The 12,928-nt window shown below is 74.5% G+C and carries 11 protein-coding genes; 3 read left to right on the top strand and 8 right to left on the bottom strand.

Annotation, left to right across the window (positions count from 1 at the left end; translation table 11 throughout):
* Position 1: 1 nt before the first annotated feature.
* A complete protein-coding gene (locus ACUY4T_RS06075) occupies positions 2 to 196 on the bottom strand; it encodes a hypothetical protein (protein ID WP_446018011.1) in 195 nt (64 codons plus the stop codon).
* A gap of 292 nt (positions 197 to 488) precedes the next feature.
* Complete coding sequence (locus tag ACUY4T_RS06070; protein ID WP_446018010.1) at positions 489 to 1,148, bottom strand: pyridoxamine 5'-phosphate oxidase family protein; 660 nt, start codon at positions 1,146 to 1,148, stop codon at positions 489 to 491.
* A gap of 88 nt (positions 1,149 to 1,236) precedes the next feature.
* Here ACUY4T_RS06070 and pdxR point away from each other — a divergent pair, with 88 nt between their 5' ends.
* Positions 1,237 to 2,697, top strand: a complete 1,461-nt coding sequence (pdxR, locus tag ACUY4T_RS06065) for a MocR-like pyridoxine biosynthesis transcription factor PdxR (RefSeq protein ID WP_446018009.1) — start codon at positions 1,237 to 1,239, stop codon at positions 2,695 to 2,697.
* Positions 2,698 to 2,722: 25 nt separating this feature from the next.
* Here the strand turns inward: pdxR and efeU are convergent, their stop codons facing one another.
* Positions 2,723 to 3,625 (bottom strand): iron uptake transporter permease EfeU, encoded by a 903-nt coding sequence (gene efeU / locus ACUY4T_RS06060; RefSeq protein WP_446018008.1) that lies wholly within the window; start codon positions 3,623 to 3,625, stop codon positions 2,723 to 2,725.
* 132 nt (positions 3,626 to 3,757) lie between these two features.
* Here efeU and ACUY4T_RS06055 point away from each other — a divergent pair, with 132 nt between their 5' ends.
* Positions 3,758 to 5,896 carry a S9 family peptidase gene (locus tag ACUY4T_RS06055; RefSeq protein WP_446018007.1) on the top strand — a complete coding sequence of 713 codons (2,139 nt, stop codon included), beginning with the start codon at positions 3,758 to 3,760 and terminating at the stop codon, positions 5,894 to 5,896.
* A gap of 79 nt (positions 5,897 to 5,975) precedes the next feature.
* The gene (locus tag ACUY4T_RS06050; protein ID WP_446018006.1) at positions 5,976 to 7,289 is read left to right on the top strand and encodes an FAD-binding oxidoreductase; all 1,314 of its coding nucleotides are present in this window, start codon (positions 5,976 to 5,978) and stop codon (positions 7,287 to 7,289) included.
* Here the strand turns inward: ACUY4T_RS06050 and ACUY4T_RS06045 are convergent.
* The 5 genes from ACUY4T_RS06045 to ACUY4T_RS06025 all read right to left on the bottom strand — a co-directional run bounded on the left by ACUY4T_RS06045 (position 7,231) and on the right by ACUY4T_RS06025 (position 12,813).
* Positions 7,231 to 9,930, bottom strand: coding sequence for a cation-translocating P-type ATPase (locus ACUY4T_RS06045; protein WP_446018005.1), 2,700 nt, complete (start codon positions 9,928 to 9,930; stop codon positions 7,231 to 7,233). The two genes, ACUY4T_RS06050 and ACUY4T_RS06045, sit on opposite strands and share 59 nt — an antisense overlap.
* 83 nt (positions 9,931 to 10,013) lie before the next feature.
* Entirely contained in the window at positions 10,014 to 10,637 is a 624-nt protein-coding gene (locus ACUY4T_RS06040) for a DUF1349 domain-containing protein (RefSeq protein WP_446018004.1), read from the bottom strand.
* A complete protein-coding gene (locus tag ACUY4T_RS06035; RefSeq protein ID WP_446018003.1) occupies positions 10,634 to 10,987 on the bottom strand; it encodes a DUF2834 domain-containing protein in 354 nt (117 codons plus the stop codon). The genes ACUY4T_RS06040 and ACUY4T_RS06035 overlap by 4 nt, the downstream gene beginning before the upstream one ends.
* A gap of 75 nt (positions 10,988 to 11,062) precedes the next feature.
* On the bottom strand, positions 11,063 to 11,734 hold the full coding sequence (locus tag ACUY4T_RS06030; protein WP_446018002.1) for a hypothetical protein: 672 nt from the start codon (positions 11,732 to 11,734) through the stop codon (positions 11,063 to 11,065).
* Between the two features lie 95 nt (positions 11,735 to 11,829).
* Positions 11,830 to 12,813, bottom strand: coding sequence for an NAD(P)-dependent oxidoreductase (locus ACUY4T_RS06025; RefSeq protein WP_446018001.1), 984 nt, complete (start codon positions 12,811 to 12,813; stop codon positions 11,830 to 11,832).
* Between the last annotated feature and the right edge of the window lie 115 nt (positions 12,814 to 12,928).

The following is a 12,928-nucleotide window of genomic DNA, read 5'->3' as shown; positions in this document are numbered from 1 at the left end:
ATCACCGCGCAGGCAGCGGCGTGCCGGTGCGGGCGCGGCGGGCGCGGCGCAGCCCGCCGGCGGTCGCCGCGGCCCGGCCGCGGGAACCGCCCTCGCCGCGCTCGGCGGCGGCGCGCTCGATCGCGATGCGCTCCTCGGCCCGGCGCACGTTCACGTCGTGCACCTGCATGGCGACGAAGCCTGCGGCGTGGTCCATGATGTCCTCCTGGTCTGGCGATGATCCGAGCGTGCGCCCTGAGGCGGCGGTCGTTCATCGGGAGATCTGCCTATTTCGGAGTGCCCCGCGTCCTGAGGACCTCAGACGGGTCCCGTCGGGGGGCGTTCGCCCCGCCTCAGTGGGCCAGGGTGGGCGTGCGGCGGTAGCCGTCGTTGCGGAACTCGACCACTGCGGCGGTCACGGCCCAGACCGAGACGAGGGCCAGCACGAGCATCGTTGCCAACATCACGCACCTCCTTCCGGTTCCTCACGTCCTCCTCAGGCTCGCCCGTCATCGGCGCCCGGTCGCCAGAGCGACCACCGATTCCGGGACGGGCGTGCCAGCAGGGGTGTGCACTGACGGGATCGGCGTGCCGAACCGGCGTTCGAGGGGCAGGACCCCCGCCCACACCGTTCGGTCCTCGCCGTCGTCGTCCTCCTCCGAGGGGCCTCCGGCGCGCGCCTTCATCACGACGTCGTCGAGCGCGAGGCGCAGCACGCGGGTCGCGGCGACCTCCTTGCGCCGGGTGCCTCGCACCTCGGCCGGCCGGCCGGGCATGAGCTTGTCGGAGAGCGCGAGCAGCGCGGCATCCGCTTCATCTCCGGTCACGGGCTCGAGCACGCCCTGCACGGTCGCGCTGCGGTAGTTCATCGAGCTGTCGAACAGGCTGCGGGCGTACACGAGGCCGTCGAGCGCGGTGACCGAGAACGCGACGGTCCGTCGATCGGATGCCGCGCGCAGCGCGAACCCGCCCCCCGTGGAGCCGTGCAGGAGCAGGTGCTCACCGACGCGCGCGTACCCCATCGGCACGATCACGGGCACTCCGTCGACGGCCACCGCGAGGTGGCCGACGAATTCGGCGTCGAGCAGCTCGTGGAGCGCGAAGCGGTCGGTGGTCTCCCGGTCGGGCAGGCGACGGATGCGGCGGAGGGGCGGCGTCGTGGTGGTCATGTCGTCCAGCTTCGGGCCCGCACTGGTATGGTGTGCAGACCAGTCGCGGCGAATACCACCAGTCCAGTCGTGGCGAGAGGGGATGCCCGTGGACGGCCCGCTGCTCGTGATCGATCGCGACGACGCCCGCCCGCTCGGCGCCCAGCTCGTCGAGGGACTGCGCCGCGGCATCCTCGACGGGCGGCTGCGCACCGGCGACCCGCTCCCCTCGACGCGGGCGCTCGCGGCCGAGCTCGGAGTGGCGCGCAGCTCGGTCGTGGCCGCGTACGACCAGCTGGCCGGCGAGGGGTACCTCGAGGTGCGGCAGGGCGCGCCGACGCGCGTCGCGCCGCTCGCGGCATCCGTGGCCCGCACCCCCGCCGCCGACCCGGCCCCGGCCCCGGCCGGCGACCCCGGCGCCGACGACGACGGAGCGGGCGGCGGCGAGACGCCGGTGCTCGAACTGCGCCCCGGACTCCCCTCGACGGCCCGGCTCGACGAGCGGGCGTGGCGCGCCGCCTGGCGGCATGCGTCGCGGCTGCCCGTCACCGGCGGCGACCCGCCGGACTTCGGGTCCCGGCGGCTGCGCGGCGAGATCGCCGACCACCTCCGCCACGCACGCGGGCTGCCCGCGTCGCCCGACGACGTCGTCGTCACCGCCGGGACCAGCGACGCCGTCGCGCTGCTCGCCTCCGCACTCCGGCTGCTCGTCGACGGCACGCCCCGCGTCGCGGTCGAACACCCCGGGTACCCCTCCGCACGGCGCGTGATGGAGCGACGCGGCGCCCTCGCCACCGTGCCCGTCCCGCTCGACGACGACGGGATCGACGTCGCCGCACTGCGCGCCATCCGGCCCGCCCCGCACGCCGTCATGGTGACCCCGCATCACCAGTACCCGCTCGGCGGCCGCCTGCCCGTGGCGACGCGGCTCGACCTCCTCGACTGGGCCGCCTCGACCGGCGCCGTCGTGGTCGAGGACGACTACGACAGCGAGTTCCGCCACGTCGGCGCCCCGCTTCCGGCGCTCGCCTCGCTCGACGGCGACGGGCGGACCGTGCTCGTCGGCAGCTTCTCGAAGGTGCTCACGCCGTGGCTGCGACTCGGCTACCTCGTGCTGCCGGCCGACCCTCGGCTTCGCGACGCCGTGGCGGCGGTCCGCGACGACGAGACGTGCCCCGTGCCCGGCATCGCGCAGGAGGCGATCGCCGAGCTGCTCGCGACGGGCGCGGTGCGCCGGCACATCGCGGCCGCGCGTCGCGACTACGCGCACCGGCGCACGCTCGTGCTCGGCGCCCTCTCGGGCATCGAGGGCGCGCCGTTGACCGCGCTCGACGGAGGACTCCACGCGGTCGTGCGCCTGCCCTCCCACGAGATCGCGGCGCGCGTCGTCGCACGTCTCGCCCGCGACGGCATCGCGCTCTCGTCGCTCGCCGACTACTCCGCCGTGCCCGGCGAGGGCCCCGCGGGGCTCGTGCTCGGCTACGGCGCGCCCGCCGACACGCGCCTGGCCGACGCGCTCGGCCGCGTGCGCGACGTCGTGGCCGGCGAGCTCGCGTCATCTGCGAGCTGACGCCATCCGCACCGCGGCGCTCGGTTCAGGCCGCGCCGGCCGCCGCCGCGGCGGGTCGGGCCGAGCCGACCGGTCGCGCGTCCGGCTCCGACGCCCGTCCGCGGGGCGACGCACCCCGCCCGCGCAGGAGGCGCAGGTACAGCCCGAGGGTGACCGCCACGTACGCGATCCAGCCCACGACCTGGATCCAGGTGGGCGACGGGGTGTAGTTGAAGATGCCGCCGAGCAGGACGCCGCCCCAGCTCGACCGCGGCAGGACTCCACCGAGGTCCCAGGCGTGCGCCGCGAGCACCGGAAGCGCGCCCGCCTCCTGGAGGTCGTGCAGCCCGTAGGCGAAGACGCCGGCGGCGACGAAGACGAGGAAGATCGCGGTCCAGGTGAAGAACGCGGAGAGGTCGATGCGCACCAGGCCGCGGGCGATGCCCCACGCGAGGCCCACCGCCGTGACGATGCCGACCAGGGCGCTCGCGGTGCCGACGACCGGGTCGCTGCCGCTCGAGACGTTCGCCCAGACGAAGAGCGCCGTCTCGATGCCCTCCCTCCCGACGGACAGCGCGCCGAGGAGGACGATCGCGATCCACGACCCGCCGAGGGCCCGGTCGGTCCGGCCGCGCAGTTCGGCGGAGAGGCCGGCGCCGTGGCGCGCCATCCAGAAGATCATCCAGGTCACCATGGCCACCGCGAGCAGGGAGAGGATGCCGCCGAGCAGCTCCTGCTGCGCATGCGTCAGGCCGACCGGCCCCCACGTCAGGAGCGCGCCGACGCCGAGCGAGACGGCGACGGCGATGCCGATCCCGATCCAGAGCCGCCCGAGGAGGTCGCGTCGCCCGAGCTTGCCGAGGTAGGCCGCCAGGATGGCGACGACGAGTCCGGCCTCGAGGCCCTCGCGGAGGCCGATCAGGAAGTTGGCGAGCACGTTGCTCCTCATGTCGGGTCGATTCGGTGGAGTGAGCTTAGGCTAACCTCACTTAGCGCCGGGGGCCAAGTCCGCCCGCCCGTCCGAGGCCCCGATCTCCACCGGCGGATGTCGCGAGGCGGGTCGGCGGCGTAGCGTTGGCACGTGCTGACTCCGCCCGTGCCCGAGAAGCGACCGACCGAACGCACCCACCACGGCGACGTGGTGATCGACCACTACGAGTGGCTGCGCGACAAGGAGGATCCGGCGGTCATCGCCCACCTCGAGCAGGAGAACGCCTACACGAAGGCGAGGACCCGCCACCTCTCGCTGCTGCAGGAGCAGGTGTTCGAGGAGATCCGCCGGCGCACCAAGGAGACCGACCTGAGCGTGCCCACCCGTGAAGGCGGCTGGTGGTACTACTCGCGCACCGTCGAGGGGCTCCAGTACGGCATCCACTGCCGGGTGCCCGTGCGCGACGCCGACGACTGGGAGCCGCCCGCGATCCCCGAGGACGGCTCGGCGCTGCCCGGCGAGCAGGTGCTGCTCGACGACAACGTCGAGGCCGAGGGCCACGAGTTCTTCTCGCTCGGCAGCTTCGACGTGACCGCCGACGGCTCGACCCTGCTGTACGCGGTCGACGTCGAGGGCGACGAGCGGTACACGATCCGCCTGCGCGACCTCACCGGCTCGGGCCGGGTCCTCGATGACGAGATTCCGGGCACGGCGGCCGGCGCGCTGTTCGAGCCGGGCGGCCGGTACCTCTACTACGCGACGGTCGACGACGCGTGGCGCCCCGACATGATCTGGCGGCACGAGATCGGCACCGCCCCCGCCGACGACGTCCAGCTCTTCCACGAGCCCGACGAGCGGTTCTGGCTCGGCGTGGGCCTCACCCGCAGCCGCCGGTACCTGGTGCTCGAGGCGGGGTCGCACGTCACCAGCGAGACCTGGTTGCTCGACACCGCCGACCCGACGGGCGAGTTCCGCGTCGTCTGGCCCCGCCGCGACGGCGTCGAGTACGACGTCGAGCACGTGGTCGCCGGCGGACGCGACCGGCTGCTGATCGTCCACAACGAGGGCGACGCCGTGAACTTCGAGCTCGTCAGCGTCTCGGCCGACGACCCGCAGGGTGCGAGACGCATGCTGCTCCCCCACGACCCGCGGATGCGCATCGAGGCGGCCCACGGCTTCCGCGACTTCGTCGCACTCGAGTACCGCCGCGACGGACTGCCTCGCGTGGCGATCGCGAAGGTCCCGCCGCAGGGCATCCCGGCCGACGCGACGCCCGACGACACCCTGCACGAGCTCGCCTTCGACGAGGAGCTCTGCTCGGTCGGCGTCGGCGCCAACCCCGACTGGGAGCAGCCGTCGCTGCGCATCGGCTACGGCTCGTTCGTCACGCCGTCGATGGTGATCGACGTCGACGTGGCATCCGGCACCCGCACCGTGCGCAAGCAGCAGCCCGTGCTCGGCGACTACCACCCCGAGCGGTACGCGCAGAAGCGCGAGTGGGCGACGGCGCCGGACGGCACGAAGGTGCCGATCTCGCTCGTGTACCGGCACGACCTCGTGGCGCTCGGCGAGCCCGCACCCACGCTGCTCTACGGCTACGGCTCCTACGAGCACGCGATCGACCCGGGTTTCGGCATCCCGCGCCTGTCGCTGCTCGATCGCGGCATGGTCTTCGCGGTCGCGCACGTCCGCGGCGGCGGCGAGATGGGCCGGCTCTGGTACGAGCACGGCAAGAAGCTGCACAAGAAGCACACGTTCACCGACTTCATCGCGGCGGCCGAGCACCTCGTCGACATCGACGTCACCACGCCCGACCGCCTCGTCGCGCAGGGCGGTTCCGCCGGCGGCCTGCTGATGGGCGCGGTCGCCAACCTCGCGCCGCGCCTCTTCGCGGGCATCGTGGCCGAGGTGCCGTTCGTCGACCCGCTGACCTCGATCCTCGACCCGTCCCTGCCGCTCACCGTGATCGAGTGGGACGAGTGGGGCAACCCGCTCGACGACCCCGAGGCGTACGCGTACATCAAGTCGTACGCGCCGTACGAGAACGTGCACCCCGTGAAGTACCCGCGCATCCTCGCGATCACCTCCCTCAACGACACGCGCGTGCTCTACGTCGAGCCGGCGAAGTGGGTGGCTCGCCTGCGCGAGGTGGGCGCGGACCCGTTGCTCAAGGTCGAGATGGCCGCCGGGCACGGCGGGGTCTCGGGCCGGTACGCGGCCTGGCGCGAGCGGTCGTTCGCGAACGCGTGGATCATCGACGCGGCGGGAGCGCACCCCAGCGGCGAGTGAGGTCGGCCCCGCCGCCGCGACGATCGGCCGCCTGATCGGGGGGTCGCGGATGTCGGCGGCGAGGTCCAGACTGACCGCCATGTCGTTCCTCACCGAGCTGAGCGAGCGGATGCCGCAGCGCGTGCACCCGCCCGGCACCGCCGAGTACGAGGCCGGGTCGCACGTGTTCGCCGGGCAGGGCGCACCGGAGGCCGTGGTGCGCCCGGACTCCGGCGCGGAGGTCGCCGAGGTCGTCCGCGCCGCCGTCGCCGCCGGGGTCCCGTTCGCGGTCCGCAGCGGCGGGCACGGCTCCGTCCCGGCCACCGGCGGGCTCGTGGTCGACCTCTCCGGGCTCGCGGCGATCGAGCTCGCCGACGACGGGCTCGTCCACGTCGGCCCCGGGGCGCATTGGGGCGACGTGGCCGCGGCGCTCGCGCCCCACGGGCTCGGCATCACCTCGGGCGACACCCGCGACGTCGGCGTCGGCGGGCTCGCGCTCGGCGGGGGCATCGGCTGGCTCGTGCGCGGGCACGGCCTGACGATCGACAACCTCCGCGGGGCCGAGCTGGTCACGGCCGCCGGCGACGTGCTGCTCATCGATGCCGACTCGCACCCCGACCTCTTCTGGGCCATCCGCGGCGGCGGCGGCAACTTCGGCATCGTGACGCGGTTCACCTTCCAGCCGGCGCGCGTCGACGGTCTCGTCGGCGGCCACGTGGCCTTCGACGAGTCCGACCCGCGGGCGGTCCTCGGCGCCTGGCGCGACGTCATGCGCGACGGGCCCGACGAGCTGAACTCGACCCTGCTCGTGATGCCGCCGCTGATGCCCGAGATGCCCGCCGGCCCGCAGCTCGCGGTCGCCCTGCAGGGATCCGAGGCGGAGCTCCGGAGGCTGCTCGCCCCGCTGCTCTCGCTGCCGTCGGTCACCGAGGTCTCGCTCGGCCCCGTCGGCTACGGCGACCTGCTCGAAGACGCACCGCCCGGCGCGCCCCCGTTCGAGCTCATCGGCGGCAACGGCTTCGTGCCCGACCTCTCCGATGACGCCCTCGACGCATTCGCCGCGACGCTCGACCACGAACTGCCCACCATGCTGCTGCTCCGCGGGCTCGGCGGCGCGTTCTCGCGGGTGGCGCCCGACGCGACCGCCATCGCCCAGCGCGACGGCGAGGCGCTCTTCGCCGTGAACCGGATGGTGCCGGCCGGCGCCGCGCCCGAGACGGTCGCCGTCGCGCGGAGCGGCATCGACGCCGCGCTGGCGTTCACGAACGGCCGCTACGCGAACTTCACGCCCGAATTCGGCGCCGACATCGTGGCGGAGATCTTCCCGCCCGAGACGCTCGCGCGGCTCCGCGCCGTCAAGCGCGAGGTCGACCCCGACGACGTGTTCCGGGCGAGCCACCACATCGAGCCGTGACGGACGCCCGCTCGGCGACCCGGGCGCGCGCGCCGGCGTGCGGGTGAGGCGGGCGGCGGGCGCGCAGGGCCTTGTCGGCGGCATCCACCCCGATCAGGATCGGCATCGACGCCAGCGCGACCGCCCACCCGGCGAGCGGCGGATTCGCCTGCCCGAGCAGGTCGGCGACCGCCGGCCACCACAGCACCAGCAGCGAGAACGCGAGCTCGACGGCGACCGCCACGACGAGCAGGCGGTTGGTCGTCCACCCGAGCGCGCCCGGCCACCTCGTCGACGACCGGCACGCGAACGCGTTCGCGGTCTGGGCGAGGACCACCGTCATGAACGCGGCGCCCGACGCGGCCATGAGGTCGGGTCCCGTGGGGAAGGGCTCGCCGGGGCGCCATCCGAGGGCGACGAGCGAGACCACGAACGCGGTCATCGTCAGCAGGGCCTCCGACGGACCGAGCACGCCGAATGCCCGGCGCAGCACGGTCCCGTTCATGAGCCGGCCCCGCACCGGCGGCCCCTCGAGCAGGTGCTTCGCGGGCGGCTCGGCGCCGAGGGCGACGGCCGACAGCGTGTCGGTGCCGAGGTCGAGCGCGATGATCTGCAGCACGCCGATCGCGAGTGGGAACTGCCCGCCCGAGAGCGCCCAGACGAGGAACGGGCTCAGCTCGGCCACGTTGTCGGTCAGGTGGTAGGTGAGGAACCGGCGGATGTTCACGTACGTCGCGCGACCCTGCTCGATGCCGGCCACGATCCCCTCGAACGAGTCGTCGAGCAGCACCAGGTCGGCGGCCTCGCGTGCGACATCCGTTCCCGACCTGCCCATCGCGACGCCGATGTCGGCCTCGTGCAGCGCCGGGGCGTCGTTGACGCCGTCGCCGGTCATCGCGACGACGTGGCCGCGCGAGCGGAGCGCCCGTGCGATGCGCAGCTTGTCCTCGGGCGACACCCTCGCGACCACGATGCCGTCGTGGTCGAGCACGGCCGCGAGGTGACGGTCGTCGGACGGCAGGTCGGCCCCCACGAGGACGGGCGCGTGCTCGGTGCGCAGGCCCACCTCGTCGGCGATCGCGCGCGCCGTCGCCGGATGGTCGCCGGTGATCATGCCGACGTGGATTCCCGCCCCGCGGCAGGTGCGGAGCGCGTCCGCGATCCCGTCCCGCGGCGGATCCTCGAGCGCGAGCAGTCCGAGGAGCCCCAGCCCCTCGTCGCACTCCTCGAGCGTGCGCGGCGTGCGGCCGGCGCGCGGCGCGGCCGCGACCGCGAGCACCCGGAGTCCGCGGGCCGTGAGGGCGTCGACGGCGTCGTGCGCCGCCGGGTCGTGGCCGCACAGGGCGATCACGGCGTCGGGCGCGCCCTTCACGATCACCTCGTCGCCGAGCACCACCGCCATGCGGCGCAGCCGCGGGTCGAACGGGAAGCGCAGCTCGGGCGACGTGCGCCGGCGGTCGTCGTCGGTGTCGACGCCGACCCGACGGGCGAGCGCGTCGATCGCCGCCTCCATCGGATCGCCGTGCGCGCGCCACCCGCCGTCGGCCTGCTCGGCGTAGCCGGTCGAGCAGCGCATCGCGGCGAGCGCGAGCGCCCGGACGAGCGGACCGGGGCCGGCCCCCGCCTCGGCGTCGGATGCGGTCTGCGCGCCGTCGAGGCGGCGGAACGCGGCATCCGGCCCGTACGCGGCCCCGTCGACGGCCACGGCCCCGGTCGGCGTCCACGCCTGCACGACGTTCATCTCGTTGCGCGTCAGCGTCCCGGTCTTGTCGGTGCAGATGAACGTGGTCGATCCCAGCGTCTCGACGGCCTCGAGGTGGCGCACGAGGATGCGCCGCCGCGCCATCCGCTCGGAGCCGAGCGCGAGCGAGAGCGTCACCGTCGGCAGCAGTCCCTCGGGGACGAGCGCCACCGTGACGCCGATGGCGAAGACGAACGCGTCGGTGATCGGGTTGCCCACGAGCAGCGAGATCAGCATGAAGCCGACGCCGGCGCCGACCGCGATCGTCGCGGTGAGCCGGACCACTCCGCGGAGGCCCCGGGTGAGCGGGGTGTCCGGGGTCGACCCCGTCGACAGCCGGGCGAGTCCCGCGAGCCGGGTGCGCGCACCGGTCGCAGTGACCCGCGCGCTCGCGTCGCCCTCGACGACGAAGGTGCCCGCGAAGAGCGTGTCGCCCTCGGCGACGGATGCCGCGACGCTCTCCCCGGTGAGCATGGACGTGTCGACGAGCAGCCGATTGGCGGTGAGGGCCACCGCGTCGGCCGGGACGCGGTCGCCGCTCTCGAGCAGCAGCACGTCGTCGACCACCACGTCCGCCGCCTCGACGACCCGGCGGCGGCCGTCGCGCCGCACCGTGACCCGCGTCGGCAGCATCTCACGCAACCGGTCGGCCGCGCGATCGGCCCGCGCCTGCTGGATCACCGCGAACACGGCGTTCAGCACGATCACCCCGACGATGGCGATGCTGAGCTGCGGGAGGCCGGCGAACACGGCGAGCACCGCCGCCGCCCAGAGCAGCAGCGCGAAGAAGTGCGTCAGCTCGCCGACCAGGCGGCGCAGCACCGACGGGCGCTTCGCCCGCGGCAGCGTGTTGCCGCCGTCGCGCGCGAGCCGCGCCGCCGCCTCGGCGGCGGTGAGCCCGGCGGTCTCGAGCACCGACATCCGCCCTCCCCCGACGCGGTCAGCGTAGGGAGCGACACGCGTGGGCGGCGGGCCTTCGGTCCCGCCGGCCGCACCGCGCGGGCTCAGGCGGCGGGCGGGTCCTCGTGCAGGTCGACGTCGGCGGGCACGAACACCCAGCGCGTGAAGCGGACCTCGAGCCCCGCCCGGGTCGGCGCGCACACCATCGGGCCCGCCGTCGCGGCGTTGGCGTCGAACGGCGCGACCCGGATGGTGCGCCACTCCCCTTCACCCGCGCGTGCGCGCAGCGTGATCGCGTCGCCCTCCACGCCCGACCGGCTCGCGCGGATCGTGACGACCTGACCGGCCCACTCGGGCACCGCCGCGAGCGACCAGTCCGACATCCGGTTCGTCACGACCGCGCCGAGGTGCGGCACGCCGTCGCTCAGCTCGATCCCCGCCTTGACCCAGTTCTCGGCATCGAGCTTCAGCATGAGGCCGGCCTGGTCGTACAGCTCGGCGAAGGTCGACGTGTCGAACGAGACCTCGACCGCGGCATCCGTCGGCCAGGGGGCGAGCAGCGCGTGCCCGTCGTCGTGCACGAACCCGTAGTGGGTCGTGCGCCAGAAGTCGCTGCCCTCGGCCGCCTCGACCACGAAGCCGTCGTCGTCGGTGCGCATCGCGACGGGCTCGCGGGTCCAGATTCCGGCGTTCCAGGGCGCGGCGGGGCCGGGGTGTTCATCGGTCATGGGCCAACGCTATCCGCCTCGGCGCGCATCGCGGCGAGGCGACGCTCGCGCATCGCGAGCCACAGCGGGAAGGTGAACGCGAACGCGGTCAGCGCCGAGCCGAGGATGTACGCCCACGCGAAGCGCATCCCGAGCCGCCGCGATTCGACCGCGATGAGGATGCTGCCCGCGATCGCCACGACGAGCAGGTCGGTCGTGATCGACGAGACCGCCGGGCCGCTCGACACGAGGTCGCCGATGAAGTCGTTCCCCTCGGAGATCGCGATCGCGTTGTACGTCCACGTGCCGACGAGGCCGCCGACGGCGAGCACCAGGTAGGCGACGGCGAGCGGGGTCCAGTTGCGCGTCATGCGCCCAGTGTGCAGCGCCCGCGCCCGGGTCGACGGATGCCGCGCCCGGCCGCCGCTCCCCGCTGCGCGCCCGGCTCAGTACTCGGGGATCGACTCGACGGCGCGCTGCGCCTCGAGCCGCGCGAGGTCGCGCAGCAGGTCGTCCCCCACGTCGGCCATGCGCTCGGCGCGGTGGTCGGCGTAGTCGGGTTCCTCGTCGTAGCGCGGCCAGCGCCGGTCGAGCTCCTGCTCGATGGCCGCGCCGAGCTCGTGCCAGGCGTCGTCGCGGGCCCGCTCGACGAGTCCCGCGAGGTAGGCGTCGTCGGATCGCCGCGTCCACAGCTCCTTCGCGATCGCGGCGTGCACCTTCTCGCGACGACGCAGGTTCAGCAGGTCGTCGCGATGGTAGTCGTGCTGGTGCTGCGAGCGGCCCTCGCGCTTCGCGGCGACCTCGCGCTCCTCGGCGACGTGCTCGGCGGCCTCGTCGGCTTCCTGCACCAGCTCGTACAGCACGCTCCGTGCGCGGTCGGCGGCGCGCTCGTCGGTGTACGGGTCCTCACTGCGCAGCGCGTCGACGATGAGGCGGTTCTTCAGCGCCATCCTCGCCGCCGATTCGGCCATCATCAGGCCTTCCTCGAGCATCTCGGCGAAGGTCGCGAGCGTGACCTCGGGCAGGCGCGACCGGTCGAACGGCGTCATCGTGCGGCGCGACTCGCGCCGCCGCCACGGCAGCCGGAACCGGCCCATGCGCACCTCCTCGAATCGCACCGGTTCCACCGTAGCGACCCCGGGTGAACGGATGCCGCGCGCCGCCGGCCCGTACTTCCGATGACCGGCCGATCGGCCGCCGCCCCTCCCGCCGCTCAGGCGTCCGGGTCGAACCCCGGCGTGCGGCCGTCGCGGCCGACGTGCTTCACGACGAGGCTGCAGTCCTTGTCGGCGTACCCCTCGTCGACGAGCCGGTCGAAGCGTTCCATCGCGAGCCGGCCCGCGGCGAGGTCGAGTCCGGCGGACTCGCCCGCGGCGAGCGCGTACGACAGGTCCTTCGCGGCGAGCGCCGTGGTGAACGTCGCGTCGAAGTTGCGGTTCGCGGGGCTCGTCTCGACCACGCCCGGCACCGGGTACCACGTGCGCAACGGCCACGAGTCGCCGGACGACACGGTCGCGATGTCGTGGAACACCTGCGGGTCGAGCCCGAGCGCGTCGGCGAGCCGCGCGCCCTCGGACGACGCCTGCAGCGTGATGAACAGCATGAGGTTGTTCGCCAGCTTCGCCGCGATGCCGGAGGTCGGCCCGCCGACCGTGAAGACGTGGCCCGCCATGGGCTCGACGAGGCTGGCCGCCTCGGCGGCGGCATCCGCTTCGCCGCCGAGCATGAACGTGAGCGTGCCGGCGTGCGCGCCCGCGATGCCGCCCGAGACGGGCGCGTCGACGAAGCGGATGCCGCGCGCCGCGGCCGCCTCGTGGCAGGCGCGCGAGGTCTCCACGTCGACCGTCGAGGTGTCGAGCACGAGCGTGCCGGGTCGCGCGAGGTCGAACACGCCAGGTCGCCCGGCGTCGCCGAGGAGCACCTGGCGCACGTGCTCCGACCGCGGCAGGGACGTGAACACGGCGTCGGCGTCGCGGACCGCGGTCGCGGCATCCGTCACGGTTCGGATGCCGTGCGCGTCCGCCTGCTCGACCATGCGCGCGTCGACGTCGAACCCGGCGACGTCGTGCCCGGCCTCGACGAGGTGGGCGGCCATCGGCCCGCCCATGTGCCCGAGCCCGATCCACCCGATGACGGCCATCCGCGTCCTCCTCGACGTCGTGTCGCCCGGCGTCGCCGCCGCGCGTCCGCCACCCACGCTACGCCCGCCGCGCCGCCCGCGCCGCCCGCCCGTCCGCGCCGCCCGCCCGCGCCGTCCGCGCCGTCCGCTCGCGCCGTCCGCTCGGCGACGTCTCCCCCTCTCGGGCAGTATC

The sequence above is a fragment of the Agromyces arachidis genome, assembly GCF_052805135.1.
The sequence above is the reverse complement of the archived record's forward strand: the minus strand, read 5'-3'. Positions and strand labels throughout refer to the sequence as shown.

Excerpts from the sequence above, each read along its gene's own strand:
- ACUY4T_RS06040 (WP_446018004.1), bottom strand. The coding sequence starts at position 10,637 with ATGACCGATGAACACCCCGGCCCCGCCGCGCCCTGGAACGCCGGAATC.
- ACUY4T_RS06050 (WP_446018006.1), top strand. The coding sequence starts at position 5,976 with ATGTCGTTCCTCACCGAGCTGAGCGAGCGGATGCCGCAGCGCGTGCAC.
- efeU (WP_446018008.1), bottom strand. The coding sequence starts at position 3,625 with ATGAGGAGCAACGTGCTCGCCAACTTCCTGATCGGCCTCCGCGAGGGC.
- ACUY4T_RS06075 (WP_446018011.1), bottom strand. The coding sequence starts at position 196 with ATGGACCACGCCGCAGGCTTCGTCGCCATGCAGGTGCACGACGTGAAC.
- ACUY4T_RS06070 (WP_446018010.1), bottom strand. The coding sequence starts at position 1,148 with ATGACCACCACGACGCCGCCCCTCCGCCGCATCCGTCGCCTGCCCGAC.
- ACUY4T_RS06035 (WP_446018003.1), bottom strand. The coding sequence starts at position 10,987 with ATGACGCGCAACTGGACCCCGCTCGCCGTCGCCTACCTGGTGCTCGCC.
- ACUY4T_RS06045 (WP_446018005.1), bottom strand. The coding sequence starts at position 9,930 with ATGTCGGTGCTCGAGACCGCCGGGCTCACCGCCGCCGAGGCGGCGGCG.